The following is a 23,248-nucleotide window of genomic DNA, read 5'->3' on the forward strand; positions in this document are numbered from 1 at the left end:
CACCCGGTACGACAAGACCGCCGAGTCCTACCACGCAGCAGTCACCCTCGCCTCACTCCTGATGTGGGCGTGACATTTGACGACAGAACCTAGGGTCTGTCGTTGATCTTCGATCGGAGGTCATGGTCGGGTGATACGTCGCCACGAACTGTCCGATGCCGAGTGGGCCTTCGCGCAGCCGCTGCGGCCCCGGTCTGAGCGGGGCAGCAGCGGCTGCACGACCGGAGGGTCCTCAACAGGATCGTCTGGAAGTTCCGGACCGGAACGGCCTGGCGGGACGTGCCCGAGCGGTACGGCTCCTGGGCGACGCTGCACACCCGCTTCCGCCGGTGGGCCAAGGACGGCACCTCCGAGCGGATGCTCCGGGCTGCGGGCGGATGCGGCCGGGGACATCGAGTGGCTGGTGTCGGTCGACTCCACGATCGTCCGGGCCCACCAACACGCGGCCGGAGCGCGAAAAGGGGCTCCGCCCCCCGGGGCTCGGCCGGTCCAGAGGAGGCCTGACCAGCGCCCCGGCCGGGACCAGGATGGCCCTGGGTCCGACCCGACCACATCATCGGCGACAAGGGCTACAGCTCCAGGGCCATACGCGGCTGGCTGCGGCGACGGAACATCCGGCACACCATTCCGGAACGGTCCGACCAGGTTCGCAACCGGCTCCGGCGCGGCAGTCAGGGCAGACGCCCGCCGGCCTTCGACCCCCTTCGGCAGTCCCGAACGGACCGTCTGGAAATCTTGGGTTGCGCATCGCTTCATGGTGGCGGGCGGGCATGCTCCGGGCATGCCGTCGTCGATAACTGAGCCCTTGACCCGCATCGAGCGATGGCTCGCCTGCCATACACCGGGGAAATTCGCCGGTCTCGACACGGCGTGCTGCCGCCGTTCTGGGAACTGCTCAGGGCGCAGGACATCGCCGGCCTCCAGGACGGTAGCCGTGCCTTCCATGAGGGCCGACAGGGACGCCGTAGCTGGGCGATGCTGGAACAGAGTGGTTCGCGCCACCCGCGGATGCGCGGTCGCGCTTGCGCTTCGCATAGAGCGCCACCGCTTACGCCGCCCGGCCGGGCGGTGGCTAAAATCGTCTCTCATGTCGAAGCCTGACGAACTGCTCGTTGACATCGCCGCCATGGTGGAGTCCGGGCACAGCAATCAGATGTCTCTGACCGTGGTCGCCGGAGGCGCTGTCATCACGGGGCGGTTGGCTCCCGAAGCTGTCTGGAGGCAGCGGGTGTCGGAGGTCCTGGCGGACTCGGCCCGGCTGAGTGAATTCTCCGCCGTCTTCACCGGTACGACGCGTGAGGACAAGCCGCCCACACATCTGCATTTCCATGTGGCGCGGATTCTGCAGGGCACGGTGGGGATCCCGGAGACGGGCGGGATGTACCGCGTGGCGATCGCTGACGTCAGCGCTTGGACCATGGGTGACTTCAGCTACTCCGATCACTGACAGCGCCGCTGCGGCCTGAGAGATCTCTCGGTACGTGGTGAGGGTCCGGCCGGCGCCTGCCGGCCGGGCCCTCCTTGTTGTTCTGGGGAGGGCTCGCGCCTGCCGCTCGGTCAGGCGGGGGCGGGGGAGGGGCGCCGAGCGCGGGCTGAGAGTCCGGCTGGGCTCGGCGGTATGGGGCGGGCTCGGGCAGGGGAACCCCAGTCGGGTCATGGCTCGAAGGACTTCGCCAGCGGGTAGGCGCGGCGGCCGAGCATCACGGACTCACCGGTGACCTGCAAAGCAACCGGACGTCAGGGCCTGCCCCGGAGTATCTGCGTGCTCCGAGCGCGGGCGAGAAGATCAGGCCGGGCGGCTCCCGTCACCTCAGCCTGCGGTCCTCAGGCTCTCTGATTCGGCAGCGGCACGGTAGTCGGCGTGGATGCGCTGGGTGTCTTCGAGTTGGTCTTCGAAGATGATGATGCGGCAGGTGGCCTCGATGGGGGTGCCCTGCTCGACGAGTTCGCGGGCGCGGGCGGCGATGCGCAGCTGGCAGCGGGAGTGGCGGCGGTGTCCGCCCTTGGAGCGCAGCGGGGTGATGAGGCGGGGGGGGGCTCCGCGTCATCGGCGCGGCCCCTGATTAGTGCCGAGCATCTCGGCGGCCTGGCCCATGGTGCAGGCGGGGTAGCCGTCGTCATCGAGACGCCCGAACGAACCGTCTGCTGTCATCCGCACTTCTCTGCGGGACGTGTCGAGGGGACCGGGTGCCGTACGGCACCCGGTCCCCGAAGGAACTGCTACACCATCTGCCGGCTCTGATACTGCACCGGCCTTCTGTGTCCGCCAACCCGACCTGGAAGGTGTCGGGGACGCGGGGATCGCGGTTGCTTGACCGGAGACCACCTCACTATCGATGTCCTTCGGTACCCGGGCTCAGAACATCAGCCCGGGCGATCCTGATGGCGCTCGGCTCCTCCGTTTCTTCCCTCTGGGATCAATCACTTACCTACTGCTGGTACTGCGTACAACTGCGTGACCTGTGACAGCGCCACTCTCCGGCAGCCGGTCCCGTCGCCCGTCCTGCGTCTGCTCTGGCTTGGAACCTCACTGCCGAACTGCCCGGTGCGCGCGTCCGCAGCCGACGCCTTCACCGAGGTGGTGCTCACTGCGCTGCACTGCATTTGCGGGTACTGCTACTGCGTGAACTGCTGTACTGCTCACGGCGGCCCCTGATCACTGCGGGCCACCCGGTCCGGTCGTCAGTCCCGTCGCCGTCCTGCAACCACCTTGGCTTCGAAACTCCACCACCGAACCGTCCTGCGAACTGCGTGTACTGCTGCCCGGCAGTTCATCTCTGCCGGGCTTTCTCGATCTCGGCTACGGAAGAAACTGTAGCCAGACCATCAGTCAATGTCTACTCCAGCCAAGGTAGATTTTCGGGACCGGTTCGAGCAGATAGTGCGCCGCATCCGCATCCGCATCCGCATCCGCATCCGCTGTGCGGGGCCCCGGCTGTGCGACCTGCCGGCCTCGGCCGAGACCCGTCGGGTATGTGCGCCTGGACCGTCCGCAGGACTCGCGCGCACGCGCATCCGCGGACCACCTGCGATGGCAGTCAGACACCGTCTCCGCTCGGACCGGCCCTAACTTCGCTCCCGGGGGCCGCACGCGTCCCTTTCCGGCGCGGACGGCGCGGACGGCGCGGACGGTACTGACAGCGCGGACGGTACTGACAGCGCGGACGGCGCGGACGGCACGGACAGCACCGAGGCCGGTTCCGGCAGCCGCATCAAGCGCAAGACATTGCCGTGGTAGATCCGCGCGCGAGCCGCGTCCGTGAGGTCCAACGCGGCCAGGACGCGGATCGTCTCGCGGATGAAGCCGGGGCCGCCCTCCGGGTCGAAGGGGCAGTCCGTGCCGAACAGGACGTGGTCGGTGCCGAAGAAGTCGAGGCCGCAGCGGATGCCGCTGGCGGAGCCCGAAAGGGCGGTGTCGGCGTAGAAGCGGCGGAAGTATTCCAGCGGGCTGTGCGGCAGCACCGTGCCGCGCAGGCGCGCGAGGTCCGGGCCCGCGGTGCGGCTGCCCAGCTGATCGCTCCAGCCGAGCCCGATCCGCCCCTCGAGGTAGGGGATCATGGCGCCCAGGTGATGAGTGATGATCTTGAGGGACGGATGCTCTTCGAGCAGGCCGGAGAAGACGAGCCGGGCCATGGCGGCGCTCGTCTCGTACGGCCAGCCGAGCGCCCACCAGATCTCGTACCGGGAGGTGTCCTCGGTGGCGTAGTCGGCGAAGGCGGCGCCGCGGGCGGGGTGGAGCCAGATGGGCAGGTCCCGCCTGGCCATCTCGGCGAAGATGCCGCGGAACGCCGGATCGTCCAGGGGCTTGCCGTTGACGTTGGTGAAGAGCTGGACGCCCCGGGCGCCGAGGTGGTCGAGGGCGAAGGCGAGTTCGGCGAGTGCCGCGTCCGGGTTGTTGAGCGGCAGGGAGGCGACGAAGGCGGGGAACCGGTCGGGGTGTTGCTCGCACAGCTCGTGCAGCGACTCGTTGGCGAGCCGGGCGAGCGCGGGGGACTCGTGCGGTGCGGCGAGCCGTTCGATCGGCGGTGAGGACAGCGTGAGGACCTGCTGGTAGCCGTCGCCGAACTCGTCCATCATCCGCAGGCGCGCGTCGAGGTCGTGCAGCGCGTCCAGCTCCAGCCACCGCTTGAGGGCGGCGGTGTCGACGGCTAGTTCGCGCATGCGTGCGAAGTAGCGCTCGGGCAGGATGTGGCTGTAGGCGTCGAGTTTCATCGCTTGCTCCTCGCGGTCGGTGGAACCCAGTGGGTGATCCTGCGGTCGACGGCTTCCACCAGCGCCAGGGCTCCCAGCGCGACGGCGACGACGACCAGGAGTACGGCGAGCACGCTCGCGCTGTCGAAGCGGCCGCCCGCCTCGGTGACGAGGTGGCCGAGCCCGACGACGGCGATGAACATCTCGCCGTTGATCATGCCGGTGACGGCGCGTCCGACGCCGAGCCGTACCCCGGCCATGACCATGGGTGCGGCGGCGGGCAGCGCCACGCGCAGCAGCACCTGGCGTTCGCTCGCGCCGTAGGAGCGCGCCATCTCCACCAGGTGCGTGGGCACCGACCGCACGGCGGCGGCCGTGTTGACGATGACGACGAAGACGGCGTACATCACCACCACCGCCACGATCGAGCCACGGCCCGCTCCGAGCAGCGAGAAGAACACCGGCGCGAAGACCAGGGACGGGGCGGCGAGGAGGGCGTGCACATAGACGCCGAGCGCCGCCTCGACCCGGCGCGAGCGGCCCATGGCAGTGCCGATGAGGGGCCCGAGGGTGAGGGAGAGGGCGAGGCCCAGGGCCAGATTGACCAGGCTGTCGGCCAGGCTGCTGAAGATCAGGCCCTCGCGGGACATCTCGGCGAGCCGGTCGAGCACCCGGCTCAGGGGCGGCAGCGACGACGCGTTTGCCGTGCGCCCGACCGTCTCCCAGGCCGCGGCGCCGAGAGCGAGGCTGACGGGGGTGGCGGGCACGTGTCGTAAGGAGAAGCGGGCGTTCATGAGGCCGTCCTCTCCGGCTGGTGCTCGGCGTGCTTCTCCGGCCGGTGCTCGGCGTGCCTCTCCGGCCGGTGCTCGGCGTGCCTCTCCGGCTGGCGCTCGGAGTGCATCGCGCGCAGCCGCTCCCACAGGTACGCGGTGAGGTCGGCGTACTCACCGGACCGCGCCAGGCCCCCGACGTCGTGGGAACGCGGCCGGGGCAGCGGCACCGGCACGATCTCGGCGATCCGCCCCGGGCGGGCGCTCATCAGGGCGACGCGGTCACCGAGGAGGACGGCCTCCTCCATGCTGTGGGTGATGAACACGACGGTCAGCCGCTGCTCCTCCCACAGGGACAGCAACTCCTCTTGCAGGAGCCGCCGCGTCTGTTCGTCCACGGCCCCGAAGGGTTCGTCCATGAGCAGTACGCGGGGGCGTACGGCGAGGGCGCGGGCGATCCCGACGCGCTGCTGCATGCCGCCGGACAACTCGCCGGGGAGTTTGGCCTCACAGCCGGCGAGGCCCACTGTGGTGAGCAGCGCGCGGGCGCGTTCGGCGCGCTCGGCCCGGCCGACGCCGCGCAGGCGCAGGCCGAAGGCGACGTTGTCCAGGACGGTCGCCCACGGCAGCAGCGCGAAGTTCTGGAAGACCATGCTCCGCTCGGGCCCGGGCCCGCGCACCGGCACCCCGTCGACGACGATGTCGCCCTCGTCCCAGGGCACGAGCCCGGCGATGGCCCGCAGCAGGGTGGTCTTGCCGCAGCCGCTGGGGCCGAGGACGGTCAGGAACTCGTTCTCGGCCACGTCGAGGCCGACGTCGCTCAGCGCTCGTACGCAGGTGCCGTCCTGCGCGGTGAAGTTCTTGCTCAGTCCGTCAATCGTGATCATCGGGTGCTCCTTGCCGGGTCAGGACGGGTTTCGGGAGGGCGGGTCCAGCGGGTCAGCGCGCGCTCGGCCCAGTGCGCGGCACGGACCAGGAGCAGCGCCTCGGCCAGGATGATCGCGATGGTGGCGTAGAGCGGCGGTGCCTTGAGCAGGCCGCGGTAGGTGAGGATCAGCCCGCCCAGCCCGTCGGAGACCATGAGCAGTTCGACGAGCACCATGCCGGTGACCGCGCGGCCCAGGCCGAGGCGTACGCCCGTCATGATCGCGGGCAGGGCTCCGGGCAGCAGGACCCACCGCCAGATCCAGCGCTCACCGGCGCCGAACGAGCGGGCCATCTCGATCAGCGCCGGGTCCACCTGCCGCACCCCCGCACGGCTGTTCACGATCACCATGACGACTGAGAAGGCCGCGACGAGCACCACCCGCGAGGTCAGCCCGACGCCGACGGACATCACCAGGAGCGGAATGACCGCGGCCACCGGCGTCACGAGCAGGATGTTCAGGTAGACGTCCGCGTACCGCTCCAGGAGGCGGAAGCGGCCGAGGGCGACGCCGACCGGGACGCCGACGACGACGGCGAGGGCGAAGCCGAGCACCAGGGCCTGGTTGCTGATGTACAGGGCGCGCCACAGTTCCACCTCGCCCAGCAGCGCGACGGTGGCCCGGAGCGTCTCGGCGAAGCCGGGCAGCAGCAGGCCGCCCCGGGCGCGGGCGTAGAGCTCCCAGGCCGCTGCGAAGAGGGTAAACGTCAGGAGCTGGTAGGGGAGTTTCCGGTCGAGGCACCGCCGCAGTGGTCCTGCCGGCCGTGCGGGGCGGGGGCCCGCCTGCGTGCCGGTGCGCCCTCGCGCCTTGCGGAGTGTCGTCTTCGGGGGTGTCGTCGCGGCGGTCACGAGGCGGCCCTGAGGAAGCTGAGGTCGGCCGCTTCGCGCGCGGTCATGCCGCGTCCGATCACTCCGGCGCGGGCGAAGAAGTCGATGGTCCCCTGTACGTTTTCGGGCGTGAGGGCCGCCGCGTCGAAGAGCCGCGTTGAGCGGTACCGTTCGGCGATGCGGGCCACGTCGGTCTCGTCCTGCTCCGGAAGGTAGCGGCGCACCAGGCGCGCGAGGTGGCCGGGCCGGGCGTTGATCCGGGCGTGTTCGCGTACCAGGGCCGTGACGAACGCCTGCGCCACGCTGCGGTGTTCGGTGAGGAAGTCGGCGTTGGCGTAGACGGTCTGGGGGTGCAGGTCCGGCAGGGTCCGGGCGAAGTCGGCGAGCCGGGTGAGGCCGTCTGCGCCCGGTTCCGTGGACGACTCCAGGGCGACGGCGTCGGAGACCTCCAGCGGCGTCGCGTCGATCTCCCCGGAGGCGAGGGCCTGCGCGCGGACGTCCGAGCCGCCGAGCGTCAGATAGCGCGGGCGCTTGTGGGCGCCGCAGTGCGTACGCACCCAGTCCTTGGCCATGGCGGTGGCGACCGCGCCCGCGCTGAAGGTCCCGAACGGGCGCCCGTCGAGATCGTCGCAGGAGGTGACGCCGGGTCTGCCGTAGAGCGCCCACTGGTTGCCGACGACATCGGCGATGATCTTGATGGGGGCGTCCTGCTCGATGGCGCTCAGGGCCGGTCCCGTCGCCTCCGCCGAGATCGCGTAGTCGCCCATGGCGAGGCCCTCGATGGCCAGTTCGGGGGCGGCGAGTTCCACGACGTCGACGTCGTGCCCCTGGCGCCGGACGGTGTCCAGGGCTGCCAGGACCGGCACGGTCGTGATGTCCGGCTCGACGACCGCCACGGTGAACGACAGTGTCCCGTCGGCGCGCGTCTCGGTGCCCGTGCCGCCGCCGCAGGCGGTCGCTGCCGCGGTCGCGGCGCATAAGAGCGCGGTGGCGGTGCATCGCTTGGTACGCGTCCAGGCGGCCCAGGCCGCGGGCCGGATCCAGGTGCGCATGACATCCCCCTCATTTGGCTTCGGTTCCCCGAGGTCATCGGCTAGGCAAACGTATGCCTTCCTCAGGATGCTAGACAGTCGATGCGTGGAGCCGTCAAGAGGCAACAGCGGTGAAAACAGCAGGGGTTGAGTGCGGTCGTTGCCAATGAGCCCCGCCCTGTGTCATCTTGTGGCCATGGAAGGCAAGCGTTTCCCGAAAGCCTTCAAGATCCGCTAGCCTTCAAGATCCGGGGACCTTCAGGACCCGGGGACCTTCAAGACCCGGGGACCTTCAAGGCCCGGAAGCCTTCAAGACTGCGTGGACGGTGTTGTGTGAGTTCCCTGGTGGAAGTCGCCCGAGCGGCGGGCGTGGCCGTTTCCACGGCCTCACGCGTGCTCAGCGGGTCCGACCATCCCATCTCGGCCAAGACCCGGGCCAAGGTCCTTGAGGCCGCCGAGCGCCTCGAGTACTCGCCCAGCGCACTCGCCCGCGCCATGGTCTCGCCGCACAGCCGCCTCGTGGGCGTCCTGGTGAGCGACATCGACAACCCGTACTTCTCCGTCATCGCCCGCGGCGTCGACGACGTGGCGACCCGTGCCGGGTACGTGACGATGCTGTCCAACGTCGACCGGCGCACCGCCACGGAGATCAGCCGCCTGCGGGCCATGCGGGACTACCGCGCCGCAGGCGTCATCTTCGCCGGCAGCGGCCACGTCGACGACCCGCAGGCGCCGGACCTGGTCAAGGCCGTGCGCCGCGCCCAGGAGGAGGGCGTGCAGGCGGTCTGTCTGGCCGTGCGCGACCTCGGCTGCCCGTCCGTCATCGTCGACAACCGCGCCGTGGCCCACGACATCACCGACCACCTCGTCTCGCTCGGGCACCGGCGCATCACGTTCATCGAGGGCCCGCCCGGCATGACGGTCAGCACACACCGCCGCGAAGGCTTCCTGTCGTGCATGGCCGACGCGGGCCTGGTTGAGAGTGCGCAGTGCGTTCCCGGCGGCTTCCACCACGAGGCCGGACACGCCGCCACGCTGCGGCTCATCGCCCGCCGCCCGCTGCCCGACGCCATCCTCGCCGCCAACGACGAGGTCGCCGTCGGCGCCTTGAGCGCCCTGCGCCGGGCAGGCATCGACGTCCCGGGCGAGATCTCCGTAGCGGGCATGGACGACCTGCGGATAGCAGAGTTCGTCGGCCTGACCACGGTGAGCCTGCCGCTGTACGAGATGGGCTCACTGGCCGCACGGCACATCATCGACACCGCCGCCCGCTCCGGGGCAGCCCGCCCGGCCGCCACGGACGGCGCGGCGACGACTGTGCTCAGCCATCGCGTCGTCGCCCGGGAGACCACGGCCCGACGGGCCGGCGCCTGAGGCGGGCGGTGCCTCCTGCTCAGTCCCTGCGTGTCCGGCGCAGGCCCCGCGCCGGACCGCGGCGGCGCCGACTCCTCAACAGGTGCGGTGAAGTCCAGTACGGATCCTTCTCGACCTCCGAGCCTTCGGCCGTACCGGAAGCTGAGGGATCACCGGCGCATGTCACCGCAGCTGCTCAGACGTCCAGAGGAGGATCGTGGTCGATGCTGGCCTTGGCTTGTGGGGTGACCGGCGCAACGTCCGGATAGGGGCGTGGATACGGTGCGCCGATACCGAAGCGGGAGGCCACGGCATCGGCGAAGGCGGCAGCGATGCGGAACTCCCCGTTGGGGTTGGGGTGCGTACCGTCCCAGGTATGTTCGGCGGCGACGAACTCCGCGGCGGTTTCAGCGACGACCACCGAGGAACCGGGGCGGTCGAGGTCACGTGCCACCGCACGCAACCGATCGTTGCAGGCACTGACCCGGCCGCCGAACTCCCGGTCGTCGACCGCCTTCTGGCACCGCAGGATCGTGCCCAGCACGATGTGCACACCAGGGTCGCCGCGCCGGGCGTTGGCGAGGAATTCCCGCAGGTTCGCCTCGAACTGCGGCGGCTCGACCCCGTACCAGAACAGGTCGTTGATGCCGAGGAGGACCAGCAGATACGCGGGTCGGTGCGCGCGGACCTTGGCCTCGATCTCGTCCTTCTCGGTGAGGTAGGGGCGGCCCCACTGGGCGTTGTGGTCGCGGTCGAAGTCCGCGTCGGCGTACGTACTGTCGTCGTCGCCGACCTCGATGGTACGGATGTTGTCCAGGGTGTTCTTCGGACCGACCAGGTCCAGGCTGACGCCGCAGTCACTCAGGTGCTTCCACAGGCGGTAGCGCCAGGTCCAATCGCCACTGCTGCCGTGGCTGATCGAATCACCGACGATCATGATCGGGATCTCCCGACCGGAGGATGGGGGAGCCGGCACGGTGTTCTCCTCTGGATATGTGCGTCGCCAGCCCGTCCCAGGGGCATAGCGCCGCAGAATCCGGGCGGGCACCCCTCCGATGAGGCAGTGGTCGGGGAACTCGCCGCGGACGACGGAGCCGCCCGCCACCGCGACGTTGCGCCCGAGCCGCGTTCCAGGGAGCACGATGACCCCGGTTCCGATCCAGCAGCCGTCACCGACCGAGACCGGTCGAACCTTCAGAGGCTGGCAGCCGATGGGGCGGCGGGGGTCGGCGTAGGTATGGTTCTGGTCGGTGATGTAGACGTTGGGAGCGATGAAGACCCGGTCGCCGATGGTCACCGACTCCAGGGCCACCAGGTGCGTGCCGCGGCCGATCAGGCAGCCACTGCCGACGCGCAGGACCGGGTCCGGACCCAGATCGAGGCCAGGTAGGAGCCCCGCGCTGAGGGTGACCTGGGGCGCGACGAGAGTGCCGTCACCGATCGAGATCCATGGCTCCCCGTAGAGCGACCCGACGGGGAAGCCCAGGGACACGCCCCTGCCCAGGTGGGCGAAGCGGTGGCCGCCAGGATCCTCGGAAGTGATCCGCCCCCGCATCTCGGCCCACACCCACACACGTCGAACCGCCGCGGCGGTCAACCTGCGGGCGCGCAGAGCCAAGCACTGACTCAGCCGACGGATGGGACGGGACACACCGCCACGTTAGGCAGCGGGCCGCTGCCACGCCTGTGCACTCGGCCATCCGGAGGTCAAGAAAGATCAGCACTGGACTTCACCGCACCTGCTCGGTCGAGTTCGCGTTACAGGCTCACGGATGACCAGGCCCGAGGCGAGCGGCTTGTCGAACTGGGGAACGTGCGCGTCCAGCGCGGCCTGAGCGTCGACGAGCCGGCGCAGGCCGCGCGATCGTGCCCGCGGACCTGGTGGAGTCCTGGATCCGCAGCGTGCAACCGGCCCCTACCCAGATCCTGCGCCAGGCCCCCGAGATGCTGCTCATAGCCGCATTTGCCGCCGCCGGGCTCACCTCTGGCGTCCTCACCGCCTGGCAGGTCTACCACCAGCACGGCTGGCGCAGAGGCGCCCTCGCCGGGACCGCGGTCACCGCCGGGCTCGTGGCCCACTGGCCGCGCCGTGGTCCTCTCCTTCATCCTGTTCCCGCCCCGGGCCATAGCCGCAGCCGCCGTCAGTGCCATCTTCGCGCTCAACGCCTACGGCGAGGGCCGTGTCCGGGTCGGGACCACATGGACGTGCGCGCTGATGGTCTGCCTGTGGTGCGGGGGGGGGGCGGCATGACCAGGACCCGCGGACCCCGATCACGCCGACGCGCGTCATCCCCGGCCGGCGAACCCGGCGAACCGGCGCCCTGGCCGCCACTGGCGCCACCACCCGCACCTCCGCCACCCCCGCGCCCGCCGGATCCGCCCACCTGTCCGGCCCCCGCCCCGCGCCCGGAGCCGCCGCTGCCGGTGGACCGCCACGTCCACGTCACCATCGGCCACCCGATCCCCGACCCGGAGCCGGACCAGCGGTGGTGGCAGCGAATCCGGATCGGCTACAACGCCGACCATCCCCTGGCGAATCGATCGCTTCATGGGGAGTCGCGAGGGGCAAGGCTGAACCCCGCCGCGCCCCGGCCACGCCCCGATCCGAACGTCGGGACAGGGCTTACGCCATGCCCGCCGAGTGGGGCGCATCACGGGCCCATGGAGTACCCATCCCTCCCCCCCCGCCTCCTGACGACCACCCACGCCGCCGAAGCGTGCGGCGTCGCACCTGCCACCACCCGCGACTGGATACGCCGCGGCCTTCTCCACCGAGCAGGCGGAGGCCCCCGACGCCCCTACTACCGCGTCGAAGACGTCACGGCTGCCAAGACCGCCGCCAAGCCCACCAGGCCAGGCCAGCGCAGCGAAGCCGCCTGACGTGCACCGATCTCGTGCGCCACGACCTTTCCGCACACCCATGTCCAAAACCAGGCGCCTCCCCCCGCGCACGCGGCATGATGACCCCCTCCAACTCACCGCTCCCGGGGGAACCATGAGCCACCGCACCGCCGCCGCGCTTCTGCTCTCAGCCGCCTTCGCCCTCACCGCCTGCTCGTCCAGCGACGACAAGGCCGACGACAAGGCCAGCCCAAGCTCCACCCCCGCTGAACCGACGCAAAAGCAGAAGGACGATGCCGCGCGCTCGGCGGGCCTGCCGCCGGAGCCCAACGCCGTCGAGCGAGCCAAGCTTCTCCGAGCACTCAGGACGATGGCACCGGACGTCGTCCGCTACGAGGACAAGGCCGTCGACGCTTCGCGCAACCAGTGCATGGCGATCAACGGCAAGGCCAAGCGCCTCAACTGGCTGGCGTCGCAGCGCTTCACGTACAAGGACGTGACGACGACGGAAGAGCAGGGCGCGAAGATCAACGATGTGCTGAAGGCGACAGGCTTCTGCAAGATCTGACCTGTTCCACCCCAAGCCCGGCCGCAACGTCCCTGCGGCCGGGCTTCCACACGTCCGCCCAGAAGGCTTACCCCATGGCCGAACTCACCACCGCGCAGCGCCTCGCCGTCTACCGCGACGAACTCAACGAGGCAGGGTTCCCCACCGACTTCACCGACGGCGTCGTACGCGATGCAGCCCAGCATCTCCACCGCGAGGACGACGGGCCCACCGTCGCCGCAGGCCTGTAGCACGACGACACCCCTTGCGCGGGCGTCACCCATGCCCGACTCGTCCCCCACCTCGACAAGGAAGCCATGACCAACGCCCTCAAGGCCGTGCAGGAGCGTGCCATCCAGGCATCCCCCTCACCATGACCCCCCGCTACCCCTACACCCGGTAGCCCCCGGGCCGTACGCCCCGCCCTCACGCTGCACCGACCCCGAGTGCCACGAGTACGCTACGGCCGACGGCCGATGCGACGCCCACCAGCGCACACCATGGGCGGGCCGAGACGCCAAGGCGGCCAGGTACGGGATCAGTGCAATGTGGACAAGAGCAAGGCCGAGGCACCCCGAGGAGCCGAGCGGGCACGCGCACGCCGCGCTAAGCGCCCATGACTCCGCACGCCAAGCTCGACCGGGTAAGGGTCAAGCGGCTGCCGCCGGAGCCGCCGGAGTGGCTGAGCGACGAGGCTGCCGCAGAGTGGGCGCCCCTGACAGACCGCCACGGCCTTCCACGCCTCAGCGCTCCATGCGCAGGTTCAGCGCGGCGACGGCTGCGTCCCAGGGGAAGCCTTCCGGGTTTCCCTGCTTCGGCGGATGTGGCTTGTATCCGCCGGGCCCGTCCAGGTACTGCACGCCCTGCTTACGCAGTGCCGCGATGCTGTGTGCCACAGCTGGCTGCGCGCCCTGTGCCTGGTTGAAGTACGGAATGGCTGCGACGGGGACCCCCATGTGCACGCCTTCCGAGACCAGGCCGAGGGCCAGTGTGTCCGCGATTCCCGCGCCCCACTTGTTCAGGCTCGTACAGGACAGTGGCGCCACGAGCATGGCGTCCGCGTTCGGCAGGGCGTCGCTTTCACCGGGAAGCTTGTACTGCGAGCGCACCCGGTGCCCCGTGAGATGCTCCAGCTCATCAAGGCGGTCCTCCCACCACCGGGCCGCGGCGGGAGTGAGGATCACGCACGTGTCCCACCCCGCGGCCTGCGCACAGCGGACGCCGCGATCGATGTACTGGGTCGGGCCTGCGGCGCAGGCGATCAAGTAGAGAACCGGCTTCGTCATGCCCGGAGTCCACACCGCTGTGCCGGCGCACGCAACTGCCCGTCAGGATTCGGCAGCCTGCCCACCACGTCCTTGACGAGGTTCACCGCGTCGGGCCTGCCCTCGACTTCCTCGGGCGCCAGCTCGTCCGCTGCGAGCAGCTCCTTCACCGCAGCGTCCTTCTGCCGTGCCAAGAGCGAAGCGCGTGCCATGGCGACGTGATGTCCGGCCTGCCGTTCCCGCGTCATCTGGGGCACGGCGGCCTTGTCCAGGTGATCGGCGGCTTCGAGCGCCGACCACCCGTCCTCGAACCGGGTGAGCATGTCCACTCTGTGCAAGCCGACGTTGGTGGGGCCGAACATCGTCCAGTCCTCGTTGAGGTCCGCGCCCTGCCTGTCGGCGACGTCCTCGGCCTCGTCGACGAATGCCGTGGCCGCGCGCACCCGATCGGTGGTGCGGTCCTCGGAGGAGGCGGCCAAGGCGGCGGAGAGGTACAGCATGCCCAGCGTCGACAGGCCGAGCGGGCCTCGATCGGTCAGGTCCCCGGCCAGGCGCCGGGCCGTCGACGTGGCGAACTCCACCGCGGTCTGCGGGCGCTGTTGGTACACCAGGCTCTTGGCCACACGTCGCGATGCGGCCCCGATGTGCACCGGGTCACCGGACCGCTCTGCTGCAGCGAGCGCGCGGTCGGCGGCGAGCGCGGCCTGAATCGCCGTCTACTCCCCGTACTTGTGCAGGTACGAGGTCACCAGTTGGTACACCCGGGACAGCACGGCCTGCGCCTCGGACTGCCGAGTCACCGGGGCGTGGTGCGCTGCCTTGGTCGCGCCGACGACGAGCGCGGGCAGCTCTCGGCCGAGGGTGCTGTAGTGGCACGCCTGAAAAACTTCGCAGCAGTAGTCGAGCCCGCGGTGCAGGGTCGCGAGCGGGGGCGGTTCCGTCGCGTCCAGGTTCTTGTAGAGCGCGTCGACGACCCCGAGGACATCGGCAGGGGGAGTGCTGCCCGCCGGTGGCTCGGGCGGCCGGTCGGACAAGAGTTGCTCCAGGGGGATGCGCAGGATCTCGGCCGCGCGCACCAGCACCGACAGGCGTGGGTCCTGCTGGCGTTTCCCGCCTTCGAGGTCCTGCACCCACCGTTTCGTCTGCCCCATGAGGTGTCCGAACTCGGTTTGCGTGAGCCTGCGTCGGTCCCGCCAGTAGGCGATGCGACGACCGATGCGGGAAGTATCCATGGGCTGGCTCCCGGAGAAGGCACGCACTTTGCGTGCCCAACTCTGTTGCACCCGGCCCTACGGTGCGTCGACCGGCGATCACCGATTGTCCGGCGCGAGGGCCGCGCGGTCCCGTAAGGCTCAGAAGTCCCGTAGGGCTCAGAAGTATCGGGTGAACGGTGTGGTGTCCACGGTGAACAGGCCGCTGAACGGCTTGTCGAGCTGGTAGATGAGCAGCACGACGAAGGTGATGAGCGCCGACAGGCCCATCACCATCACCACGTGGGTGAAGCTGCGTTGCACCCCGAACATGAACATGAACGCCACGGTGAGGGCACCGCCGACGATCAGGCCGAGCCAGAGGACGGGGGAGAGCCCGCCGCCCGCGTCGGCCTCGCGCCCGCGCCGTGCCTCGTCGAGTGTGCTGAGCTGCGCCAGCGCCTCCTGCGCGGTGGCATCCTGCGCGGGCGTGGCGCCCTCGGGGACCTGCGCCGCCACCCGCACCTGGTCCAGCAGTTCCCAGCCGCGACGGCCGAGCGATGCGCCCTCGGCCATCGCGGGCCACTCCACGTCCGTGACGTGCCGGACGTATGCCCGTACGTCGGTCTGTACCCGGTCCCGCTGCGCGGCGGGGAGGCCGGCGGCCAGCGTGTAGATCTGGTGCGCGGCGCCCGCTTCGGCCGCCACGTGCTCCTCGGCGCTGGAGCGGGCATCCCACACCGACACCAGCGCGAGACCCAGGACGAGGGCGTAGAGCACGCCGACCATCATCGAGATGTACTCCGCCACGTCCTCGCGCGGTTCGTGGTCCGGGTCCATCGGCCAGAAGCGGTGCTTCAGGACGACGCAGGCAGCGGTGAGCAAAGCGACGCCGAGGACGATGGCGAGGGTTTCGGTCAACGGACGGGACTCCTCTTGGCTGGGGCCTGCCGCGCATCACGTCCGGCGGGACCCGAGAACGGCGGCCGCGAGTGCGGCGGGGAGCAGCATGAGGAACAAGGCGGCGAGCAGGCCCAGGCCCGTCGGGCCTTCGCCCGAGCGGTAGAAGCGGTCCCGGAAGGAACGCCGCTGCTGTTGTTCCTCCCGCTCTCGCGGTGCCACCGCCGCCGTGCCTCCGGTGTCCTCACCCCTGGCTGCCGCGCCGGGCGGCGGCTCAGCGGCAGCATCTGCGGCTGCCTCCGCCGCGGCTTCGGCAGCCAGTCCCGGGGCCACGATGCCGACCGGGGGCAGCGGCGGCACGATGACGCCGGGCGGCACCGGAAGCACCGGGGCAGCCAACAGCAGCGGGGGTGTCCCGGCGAGGGGCGGTGGTGCGGACAGCGCGGGCGGGCCCGCGGCGGGTCCCGGACGGCCAGGCACAGCCGGTGGGCCCGGTGGCCCCGGTGGGGCCGACAGAGGCCGGGGGATGTCGAGTCGTACGGAAGAGCGCGCGGCGGGCTGCGAGCGGCCAGGCCCAGCCGACGGGCCAGGCGCAGCCGGCGGGCCGGGCGGACCCGGTGGGCCCGCTGGACCGGGCGGACCGGGCGGACCGGGTGGGGCTGGCGGGGCCGGCGGAGGCCGGGGGATGTCGAAGCGCACGGAGGAGCGCGCGGCGAGCGTGGGCGGGGGAACAAGGCCGCCTCCGCGCCCGAGCGTGCGGATGCGGTCGTTGCCTTCGGCGAGCCCGCGGCTGGTGTACACCCCGGGCCCGCGGCGCACGACCGCGCTGCACTGGGCCGACCGCCCCGGGGCGAGCTGGCGTACAACGGGCCGGCGGCCCCCGCAGTCGATCGCGTTGGCGGGGACGAGTGGGTCGCTGAGCCGGATGCCGTGGACCGTACGGTTGCCCGGATTGCGCACGACGTAGTGAATGGTTGCCTGCTGGCCGCCGATCGTCACGGTCTCGGACAGGGCGAGACCGCCACCGACCCCCGCGTACCCGGACGGCACGCTGGCCTTCGCGTCGGCTCGCAGGTACGGGATGCGGCCGGACGCCAGGACGTCGCCCGCCCAGATGCCGGGACGTGCTGGCGCCTCCGCCGTGCAGGTCGTGGAGCTGAGGCCGCGCAGCATGCGCACCCGGTCGCCGCCTCCCGGGCAGCGGATCGCGGCCCCGGGCAGTCCCGGGTCGGTCACGCGCACCCCGTGCAAGTCGGCGCTGCCCCGGTTGACCAGCCGATATCGCTTCACCACCGGGTCTCCGACCCTGATGCCCGGCTTCAGCGCATGCCGGGGGAGGGAGTTGACGGTGACCTGGAGTGCGAGGCCGTTCTTGCCGGCTCCGTCGGCCGCCACCGGGCCCGTGCCCGGGAGCGCCACGGGACCCGCGCCCGGGAGCGCCACCGACCCCGCGCCCGGGAGCGCCACCAGCAGAGATGACGTAAGGAGCACCGTCACATGTCGGAGGACAGGCCGACGGGTGTGCCCGGCTCGCTCGCGTCGTCCGATGATCACACGAAAAATCGTCTGTGCGGGTGGGCCGACTTCCGGCCTGCGGCGCGCCACGTCGGCGAGGTTGCGGCCCGGGGTTCAGCCGAATGGCGGATCTGCCCCTGAGGGAGCGTGCGTACCCGCGGCGCATCCTTCGACACGGCACGTCCAGCCAAACCGCCGCACTGGCTGCGCGTGAGCCGAGGGGGAAGTCCACGCACACGATGCACGGCGGGCGGCGGGCGGGCTGGTGCGGACGAGTCGGTGAGCGACGGGTCAGGGGCCCTGCGGACGCAGCCGGGCCGTGCCGGCAGGGGCCGAGCGGCTCGCGGGGTCCTTGGACAGTGCGCTGCCGGCACGCCACTCGGCCCAGGACAGGTTCCAGTCGCCGTAGCCGTTGCCGAAGGGCGCCATGCGCGCGCCGCCGCTGTTGACCACCTTGACGACGTCTCCTTCACGTATCTGCCCGAAGAGCCAGGCGGCGTCACGCTCACTCATGCCCGTGCACCCGTGGCTGACGTTGGCGCGCCCGTGCGACCCCGTGGACCAGGGAGCGGCGTGCAGGTACTCGCCGCTGCGGGTGACCCGGACGGCATCGCGCACGACGAGGTCGAACGCGTCCGGCTGGTCCGCGGGGACCCCGATGCTCGTGCTGCGCATGCGTACGGAGCGCTCCTTGTCCAGGACGACTTTGATCCCGTTCCGGGTGAAGTAGCCCGGCTTCCCCAGGGTGACCGGGATGATCCTGACGACCTTTCCCCCGCGCATGACGGTCATCGAGTGGGTGCGAGCGTCCGCGACGGCTTCGAAGCGGTCGCCGATGGTGAGCCTGACGGGCCTGGCACTGCCCATGCGCAGTCCGTCACTCAGCTCGACCCCGCGCAGCTCGGCGCGGACATCGACGCGCGTGTGGGCCGGCCAATAGTGGCGGGGTCGGTAGTGCAGTTCCCGGTCGCTCACCCAGTGCCAGGCACCCTCGACCGGCGGTCGGGACGTGACCTTCAAGGCGCGCTCGACCAACGCCCGTGCCTGGGTGCTCTTGCTGTCGAGCGGCGCGCTGAGTTCGGCCGTGATCGGCTGCCCGATGCCGTACTGGCCCGCTGCGGGACCGAAGGTGGCGTTGACCTCCCGTTCGGCCGATGCGGTCTCGAACTCCATGGTCCACTGGGCCCGGGAGCTGCCGTCGTCTTCCGTGCTGGCCCGGATGGTGTGGCGGCTGCCCGCGGTCGGTGAGCCGGTGCTGTGCCAGCGGGAGCCGTCGGGGCTGAGTTCGCCCGCCAGACGCCGTCCGGCGGCATCGGTGACCGTCACATCGGTGAGGCGGATCCCGGCGTCGTCATCACGGAGGGACACGGTGACGGGTCGATCGGGGTCGACCTTGTGACGGCCGGCTCCGGCAGGCCCGACGAACGGAGGCCGTCGGGCGGCGTGAAGGGACTCCGTTGCACTCGGTGTTCCGGGGGAGGAGGTGAGGAGGCCACAGCCGACCAGAGCCGCGCTCGGGCAAGCGATGAGCAGGCTGTTCAGCACCTTGTGCAAACGTGACACTCTGCCCATGATCACGTGTCGGGTGACCTGGTCAAGCGCGACGCGTTCCGTGTTCGAGGCGGGCCGGCCCCGGGGCGGGTGCTCCGCTGTGGCCCCCGTGCTCTCTCAGGCGCCGGTCGAGGGCTGGCCGCGCCAGCGGACCGGGAGCGTGTCGAGCTTCCGGAACTTCCAGCCGTACGGCCGTACCTCCTGCTCCGGACGGAGTTCCTGGAAGTGCTTCAGGAGTTCGCGCAGCGCGCCCTCGACGACGGCCGGGACGACGTGCGCGGCGAGGCACTCGTGCCGGCCGAGGCCGAGGGACAGGGGAGTGGCGGTGCGGGCGCGCAGGACGTCGAACCGGTCGGCGGCGGGGAAGACGCTCTCGTCCCGGTTGGCCGATGCGATGCCAGGCGCGACAGGTGCGCCTGCCGGCAGCTCGCGGCCTCCCAGGACCAGGGCCTTCGTCGTGAGCCGGCCGACGGCACCGACCGGGGCGGCCCAGCGGATCCCCTCGTGCACCGCCGCGTTCAGCAACCCAGGGTCTGCTCGCAGGAGGGCCATCTGCTCCGGGTGAGTGAGCAGGGCGTGCAGGGTGTTCCCGGCGAGCCAGCCGGGCTCCCGGACCGCGCTCGTCATCATCTTGAGGGTGGCAAGCGCCTGCGACACACCCGACGAGTCGTCGTCGGCCGGGCTCCCGGCATGAACCAGTGCCGACAGCAGCGAGTGGTCCGGCCGCGTGAGCAGCCGTGTCAGGTGCGGTGCCAGCGTTCGGTCCATCTCAGTCGAGACGGCCGCGCCGGTCTTGTGCGCCGCGGCGTTCTTGGACGGGTTGTACAACGCTGTCGTCAGGTCCGCCGACCAGCGCGTGAGGGCGGCCGTGTCGAGGCCGCCGACCTCGTCGAGGCCGAGGATCCAGGCCGCCGTGGCCACCGAGACCGGTTCGAAGTACTCGGCCATCAGATCGGCGTGATCCCTGCCGCCGAGGTCCCGGAGCAGCTGCGCGGCGACGCTCCGAGCGTGCGCGGTGACGGCAGGAGCCATCTCGGTGCGGAATCGGTCGCCGACCGACGTGCGGATGGCGGTGTGCCGCTCGCCCTCCTGGTTCAGGACGTTCTCCGCGCCGCAGTACGAGGACAGGGGAGACGCGTCGTTGGCAGTGGTGAACGACTCCGGGTTCGTCAGTACGTGACGTACGTCGTCCCAGCGGGTGACCAGCCACGCGCCCACGGCCGGCACCCACGCCACGGGCTCCTCGGCGCGCAGCAGTCCGTAGACCGGATAGGGGTCCGCCTCAAGGCGGTCCAGAGTGATGCTCTCGGTCAGCGTGGACACGGTGCCGCTCCTCGGGCAGGTTTCGTCGCTCACCCTCCGCGTCGGGATCTAACCGACTTGTGCGCCGGATAATCTGACACGAATTACCCAGTACGACGGAATCATATTCAGGTGCCGGGTGGCGGCTGCGGAATCTCTGGCTCAGGATCACCTAGAGGGTCCCATGTGGAGACCAGAGGAGACCTAGTCATGGGTGAGTCCTTCGACGCCTGCAAGCCGGATCTGGTGCGGCTCGCCCAGGAACGCATGCGCGACGCGATCTCCGACCGCACCTGGACCAGGCTTCAGAAGCGGGCGTCGACCTGCCGAATCCTGTTCCACATGGGCAATGACTCCGGGCTTTCCGGGCAGATCGCCACGCGCGCGGGGGAGCCGGGCACGTGCTGACGGCCGGCATCGACATGCCGCCCGAGCTGCTGGTCCGGCTGACCACCGAGTTTGACGACGTGGCGGTGGCCAAGGAGAGTTCGGGCGAGGTGCAGCGCCTGCACCGGCCACATGAGCTGGCGGGCGGTTGCTTTAAAGCAATGGCAGTAATCCGCTCGGGCTCGAAGAGTTCGAAGGGTTCGAAGGGTTCGAAGGGTTCGAGGAGTTCGAAGGGTTCGAAGGCCTCGCGACGGGAGCTGCGGGCTGGCGCTCGGCCCCGCCATATCTGTTCCCCGCCGAGATTCTGCCCTTTTACGAGGGCGTCCGCACGGGGGACTTCGCCAAGGCACGGAAGCGTTTCTATTGTCTTCTGCCGCTCCTGGCCGGCGGGCCGCCCACGACGGTCAAGGCGGGCCTCTGGCCCTGCGGGGCCTCGATGTGGGGGAGCCGCGCCGCGCGCCGCTCCCGCTGGGTGAGAGCGCGGTACGGCGCCCGGAGGAATTGCTCGCGCAACTGTGACCGGCGGCCGCCGCTGCCCGCTCCCGCGAAGCCGACCACTCCGCACCGCCCCGGCCGACGCAACGCGACACCGCCCGCCGGCCACGAAACGTACGAAACCCATCAGGGCAAGGAGAACACCGTCCCATGTTGCGTCCCATACATGCCGACCGCCGTGAGGAAGTACTGCCGGTCAACCCCCTCTACAGCGGCCTGGTACCGCCGGACGGGGTTCCACGCTTCCAGCTCTCGGGGAAGTCGATGTCGGCGGATGCGGCCAGTGCCCTCATCCGCGATGAGCTGATCCTGGAGTCCCACGCCCGGCTCAACCTGGCGACCTACTGCACCACCTGGATGGAACCGCAGGCGAAAGACCTGATCGCGGAGTGCCTCGACCGCAACCTGATGGACCACGACCAGTATCCGCAGACGGCGGACATCGAGACGCGCTGCGTCAACATCCTCACCAACCTCTGGAACGACCCGGACGGCGTCGGCGTCGGCTGCTCGACGGCCGGCTCCAGCGAAGCGGCGATGCTCGCGGGCCTGGCGATGAAAGTCAGCTGGCGCAACCGGCGCCGGGCCGCCGGACTGGCCACCGACCGGCCCAATCTGGTCATGTCCACCGCGGTGCACACCTGCTGGCCGAAGTTCTGCCGCTACTGGGACGTCGACCCGAAGTACGTGCCCATCACCGAACCTGACTACTGCGTGGATCCCGCCGCGGTGGCCGCGGCGTGTGACGAGAACACGATCGGCGTGGTCGCGATCCTCGGCTCCAGCGCGCTGGGCAAATACGATCCTGTCGCCGAGATCGCCGCCCAGCTCGACCAGGTGCAGGCCGACCAGGGCCTCGACATCCCGATCCACGTGGACGCCGCGGTCGGCGGGTTCGTCACGCCGTTTTTGGACCCGGACAGAGTCTGGGACTTCCGGCTGCCCAGGGTGCGCTCGATCAACGCCTCGGGTCACAAGTTCGGCCTCGTCTACCCGGGAGTCGGCTGGATCGTCTGGGAGGACAGGGCCGACCTTCCCGAGGAGCTGGTCTTCGACTGCGAGCTGCTGGGTGGGTGCGTACCGACGTTCACGCTGAACTTCTCCCGCTCCGGGGCCCCCGTGGTCGCGCAGTACTACAACTTCCTGCGCCTGGGCTTTGAGGGGTATCAGGCGGTCCAGCAGACCTCGCGCGAAGTGGCGTGCTTCCTGGCGAAGGAGATCGCGGAGATTCCCGGCCTGGAAGTGATCTCCGATGGCGACGATCTGCCGGTGGTCGGCATCCGGGTCCAGCCGGGTCACGACGCGATGACGGTCTTCGACATCCACGACCGCATGCGCCGCCACGGCTGGCACCTTCCCGCCTACAACCTGCCCCCCGCCGTTGAGCACGTCGGGGTCATGCGCGTCGTGGTCCGCCACGGGTTCAGCCAGGACATGGCTGAGCACCTCGTACGCAACTTGCGCACCGAGGTCGCCGCCCTCCAGGAACAGCAGGGAGCCCCCCGGCCGTGACCACGACGACCCTGGTCAGCACACGGGCACCGGGATCTGCGCAGGTGGACGAGGAGGACGAGGCGTGAGCGCGTGCGGCGGGCCATGCGCGCTCCACTGCGGCCAGGAGGGCCAGGAGACCGACAGGGCGGCGGACGCGGTCCTGGCGGAGGCCGGGGCCTGCCTGAGTGAGCTGACCAGGATCATCGTCCGGCTGGAGGAACTTCTGAGTTCGTACGCTCAGACGACCCCTGCCCCGGCGCAGGGGCGCGACCATCCCGTGCGCCGTTGTGACGGCATGGACCACGTGCTGGGCCAGGCGCGTCTCACACAGCGGGAGCGAGAAGTGGTGGAGCTGCTCGCCAAGGGGCTGTCCAACCGCCGTATCGCCTGTGACCTGAACATCTCAGAGCCGACCGTGAAGAATCACCTGCGCGCCGCCTTCCTGAAACTCGACGTCACGGACCGCACGCAGGCCGTCGTGAAGATCCTGCACGCCTGACGCCGGCGGCGTCTCCCACAGCGGTGGGGGCACGAGCCCCGCTCCTGCCGAACACGGGCGCCGGCATCGGGCGCGGGGGGGGGGGGGGGGGGGGGGGGGGGGGGGGGGGGGGGGGGGGGGGGGGGGGGGGGGGGGGGGGGGGGGGGGGGGGGGGGGGGGGGGGG

General features: G+C 70.6%; 21 protein-coding genes and 2 pseudogenes. 9 read left to right on the top strand and 14 right to left on the bottom strand.

The genetic code is table 11. From position 1 onward, the window contains the following. Nucleotides 1-130 precede the first annotated feature (130 nt). Both AC07GB_RS39005 and AC07GB_RS39010 read left to right on the top strand, forming a co-directional pair. Nucleotides 131-732 (top strand): annotated as a pseudogene (locus AC07GB_RS39005) (IS5 family transposase); the annotation flags it as partial. Between the two features lie 355 nt (nt 733-1,087). Beyond that, nucleotides 1,088-1,447, top strand: a complete 360-nt coding sequence (locus tag AC07GB_RS39010) for a hypothetical protein (protein ID WP_478854195.1) — start codon at nt 1,088-1,090, stop codon at nt 1,445-1,447. Nucleotides 1,448-1,810: 363 nt separating this feature from the next. Here AC07GB_RS39010 and AC07GB_RS39015 read toward each other — a convergent pair. The 6 genes and pseudogenes from AC07GB_RS39015 to AC07GB_RS39040 form a co-directional block, all read right to left on the bottom strand. Then, a pseudogene (locus tag AC07GB_RS39015) lies at nt 1,811-2,152 on the bottom strand (MerR family transcriptional regulator). Nucleotides 2,153-3,066: 914 nt separating this feature from the next. Then, nucleotides 3,067-4,212, bottom strand: a complete 1,146-nt coding sequence (locus tag AC07GB_RS39020) for an amidohydrolase family protein (protein ID WP_478854197.1) — start codon at nt 4,210-4,212, stop codon at nt 3,067-3,069. Further along, nucleotides 4,209-4,985: an ABC transporter permease gene (locus tag AC07GB_RS39025; protein ID WP_478854199.1), complete on the bottom strand. Its 777-nt coding sequence runs from the start codon at nt 4,983-4,985 to the stop codon at nt 4,209-4,211. The genes AC07GB_RS39020 and AC07GB_RS39025 overlap by 4 nt, the downstream gene beginning before the upstream one ends. Then, nucleotides 4,982-5,848, bottom strand: coding sequence for an ABC transporter ATP-binding protein (locus tag AC07GB_RS39030; protein ID WP_478854201.1), 867 nt, complete (start codon nt 5,846-5,848; stop codon nt 4,982-4,984). Before AC07GB_RS39030 ends, AC07GB_RS39025 begins: the two co-directional genes overlap by 4 nt. After that, on the bottom strand, nt 5,845-6,735 hold the full coding sequence (locus tag AC07GB_RS39035; protein WP_478854202.1) for an ABC transporter permease: 891 nt from the start codon (nt 6,733-6,735) through the stop codon (nt 5,845-5,847). Before AC07GB_RS39035 ends, AC07GB_RS39030 begins: the two co-directional genes overlap by 4 nt. Beyond that, nucleotides 6,732-7,766, bottom strand: coding sequence for an ABC transporter substrate-binding protein (locus tag AC07GB_RS39040; RefSeq protein ID WP_478854204.1), 1,035 nt, complete (start codon nt 7,764-7,766; stop codon nt 6,732-6,734). The genes AC07GB_RS39035 and AC07GB_RS39040 overlap by 4 nt, the downstream gene beginning before the upstream one ends. Before the next feature lie 312 nt (nt 7,767-8,078). On the opposite strand from AC07GB_RS39040, the gene AC07GB_RS39045 reads away from it, so the two are divergent. Further along, nucleotides 8,079-9,119 (top strand): LacI family DNA-binding transcriptional regulator, encoded by a 1,041-nt coding sequence (locus tag AC07GB_RS39045; protein ID WP_478854206.1) that lies wholly within the window; start codon nt 8,079-8,081, stop codon nt 9,117-9,119. A 175-nt stretch (nt 9,120-9,294) separates the two neighbouring features. Here AC07GB_RS39045 and AC07GB_RS39050 read toward each other — a convergent pair whose 3' ends face one another. Then, the gene (locus tag AC07GB_RS39050; protein ID WP_478854208.1) at nt 9,295-10,695 is read right to left on the bottom strand and encodes a GDSL-type esterase/lipase family protein; all 1,401 of its coding nucleotides are present in this window, start codon (nt 10,693-10,695) and stop codon (nt 9,295-9,297) included. A gap of 1,064 nt (nt 10,696-11,759) precedes the next feature. Here AC07GB_RS39050 and AC07GB_RS39055 point away from each other — a divergent pair. The 3 genes from AC07GB_RS39055 to AC07GB_RS39065 all read left to right on the top strand — a co-directional run bounded on the left by AC07GB_RS39055 (nt 11,760) and on the right by AC07GB_RS39065 (nt 12,737). Beyond that, on the top strand, nt 11,760-11,978 hold the full coding sequence (locus AC07GB_RS39055; protein WP_478854210.1) for a helix-turn-helix domain-containing protein: 219 nt from the start codon (nt 11,760-11,762) through the stop codon (nt 11,976-11,978). 115 nt (nt 11,979-12,093) lie between these two features. Continuing rightward, on the top strand, nt 12,094-12,507 hold the full coding sequence (locus AC07GB_RS39060; protein ID WP_478854212.1) for a hypothetical protein: 414 nt from the start codon (nt 12,094-12,096) through the stop codon (nt 12,505-12,507). A gap of 74 nt (nt 12,508-12,581) precedes the next feature. Then, nucleotides 12,582-12,737 carry a hypothetical protein gene (locus AC07GB_RS39065; RefSeq protein WP_478854214.1) on the top strand — a complete coding sequence of 52 codons (156 nt, stop codon included), beginning with the start codon at nt 12,582-12,584 and terminating at the stop codon, nt 12,735-12,737. 492 nt (nt 12,738-13,229) lie between these two features. Here AC07GB_RS39065 and AC07GB_RS39070 read toward each other — a convergent pair whose 3' ends face one another. The 7 genes from AC07GB_RS39070 to AC07GB_RS39100 all read right to left on the bottom strand — a co-directional run bounded on the left by AC07GB_RS39070 (nt 13,230) and on the right by AC07GB_RS39100 (nt 20,230). Next, nucleotides 13,230-13,772: a flavoprotein gene (locus tag AC07GB_RS39070; protein ID WP_478854216.1), complete on the bottom strand. Its 543-nt coding sequence runs from the start codon at nt 13,770-13,772 to the stop codon at nt 13,230-13,232. Next, nucleotides 13,769-14,401 carry a hypothetical protein gene (locus AC07GB_RS39075; RefSeq protein WP_478854218.1) on the bottom strand — a complete coding sequence of 211 codons (633 nt, stop codon included), beginning with the start codon at nt 14,399-14,401 and terminating at the stop codon, nt 13,769-13,771. Before AC07GB_RS39075 ends, AC07GB_RS39070 begins: the two co-directional genes overlap by 4 nt. 66 nt (nt 14,402-14,467) lie before the next feature. Then, nucleotides 14,468-14,983, bottom strand: a complete 516-nt coding sequence (locus AC07GB_RS39080) for a helix-turn-helix domain-containing protein (RefSeq protein ID WP_478854220.1) — start codon at nt 14,981-14,983, stop codon at nt 14,468-14,470. 138 nt (nt 14,984-15,121) lie between these two features. Beyond that, on the bottom strand, nt 15,122-15,862 hold the full coding sequence (locus AC07GB_RS39085; RefSeq protein WP_478854222.1) for a bestrophin-like domain: 741 nt from the start codon (nt 15,860-15,862) through the stop codon (nt 15,122-15,124). Nucleotides 15,863-15,898: 36 nt separating this feature from the next. After that, entirely contained in the window at nt 15,899-17,338 is a 1,440-nt protein-coding gene (locus AC07GB_RS39090) for a hypothetical protein (RefSeq protein WP_478854224.1), read from the bottom strand. A 309-nt stretch (nt 17,339-17,647) separates the two neighbouring features. Beyond that, nucleotides 17,648-18,928, bottom strand: a complete 1,281-nt coding sequence (locus AC07GB_RS39095) for a L,D-transpeptidase (RefSeq protein ID WP_478854226.1) — start codon at nt 18,926-18,928, stop codon at nt 17,648-17,650. Between the two features lie 96 nt (nt 18,929-19,024). Further along, on the bottom strand, nt 19,025-20,230 hold the full coding sequence (locus AC07GB_RS39100) for a cytochrome P450 (RefSeq protein WP_478854228.1): 1,206 nt from the start codon (nt 20,228-20,230) through the stop codon (nt 19,025-19,027). A gap of 189 nt (nt 20,231-20,419) precedes the next feature. Here AC07GB_RS39100 and AC07GB_RS39105 point away from each other — a divergent pair, with 189 nt between their 5' ends. The 3 genes from AC07GB_RS39105 (at nt 20,420) to AC07GB_RS39115 (ending at nt 23,084) form a co-directional block, all read left to right on the top strand. Next, nucleotides 20,420-20,617, top strand: a complete 198-nt coding sequence (locus tag AC07GB_RS39105; protein WP_478854229.1) for a hypothetical protein — start codon at nt 20,420-20,422, stop codon at nt 20,615-20,617. A 624-nt stretch (nt 20,618-21,241) separates the two neighbouring features. Further along, nucleotides 21,242-22,603: a glutamate decarboxylase gene (gene gad, locus AC07GB_RS39110; protein WP_478854231.1), complete on the top strand. Its 1,362-nt coding sequence runs from the start codon at nt 21,242-21,244 to the stop codon at nt 22,601-22,603. Between the two features lie 64 nt (nt 22,604-22,667). Further along, nucleotides 22,668-23,084 carry a helix-turn-helix transcriptional regulator gene (locus tag AC07GB_RS39115; RefSeq protein ID WP_478854233.1) on the top strand — a complete coding sequence of 139 codons (417 nt, stop codon included), beginning with the start codon at nt 22,668-22,670 and terminating at the stop codon, nt 23,082-23,084. The last annotated feature ends 164 nt before the right edge of the window (nt 23,085-23,248 follow it).

It is taken from the genome of Streptomyces sp. NPDC045778 (assembly GCF_056431945.1).

Bases quoted from the DNA above. Each gene is read 5' to 3' on its own strand.
- AC07GB_RS39010 (WP_478854195.1), top strand. From the start codon at position 1,088: ATGTCGAAGCCTGACGAACTGCTCGTTGACATCGCCGCCATGGTGGAG.
- AC07GB_RS39020 (WP_478854197.1), bottom strand. From the start codon at position 4,212: ATGAAACTCGACGCCTACAGCCACATCCTGCCCGAGCGCTACTTCGCA.
- AC07GB_RS39025 (WP_478854199.1), bottom strand. From the start codon at position 4,985: ATGAACGCCCGCTTCTCCTTACGACACGTGCCCGCCACCCCCGTCAGC.
- AC07GB_RS39030 (WP_478854201.1), bottom strand. From the start codon at position 5,848: ATGATCACGATTGACGGACTGAGCAAGAACTTCACCGCGCAGGACGGC.
- AC07GB_RS39040 (WP_478854204.1), bottom strand. From the start codon at position 7,766: ATGCGCACCTGGATCCGGCCCGCGGCCTGGGCCGCCTGGACGCGTACC.
- AC07GB_RS39055 (WP_478854210.1), top strand. From the start codon at position 11,760: ATGGAGTACCCATCCCTCCCCCCCCGCCTCCTGACGACCACCCACGCC.
- AC07GB_RS39060 (WP_478854212.1), top strand. From the start codon at position 12,094: ATGAGCCACCGCACCGCCGCCGCGCTTCTGCTCTCAGCCGCCTTCGCC.
- AC07GB_RS39065 (WP_478854214.1), top strand. From the start codon at position 12,582: ATGGCCGAACTCACCACCGCGCAGCGCCTCGCCGTCTACCGCGACGAA.
- AC07GB_RS39070 (WP_478854216.1), bottom strand. From the start codon at position 13,772: ATGACGAAGCCGGTTCTCTACTTGATCGCCTGCGCCGCAGGCCCGACC.
- AC07GB_RS39080 (WP_478854220.1), bottom strand. From the start codon at position 14,983: ATGGATACTTCCCGCATCGGTCGTCGCATCGCCTACTGGCGGGACCGA.
- AC07GB_RS39095 (WP_478854226.1), bottom strand. From the start codon at position 18,928: ATGGGCAGAGTGTCACGTTTGCACAAGGTGCTGAACAGCCTGCTCATC.
- AC07GB_RS39105 (WP_478854229.1), top strand. From the start codon at position 20,420: ATGGGTGAGTCCTTCGACGCCTGCAAGCCGGATCTGGTGCGGCTCGCC.
- gad (WP_478854231.1), top strand. From the start codon at position 21,242: ATGTTGCGTCCCATACATGCCGACCGCCGTGAGGAAGTACTGCCGGTC.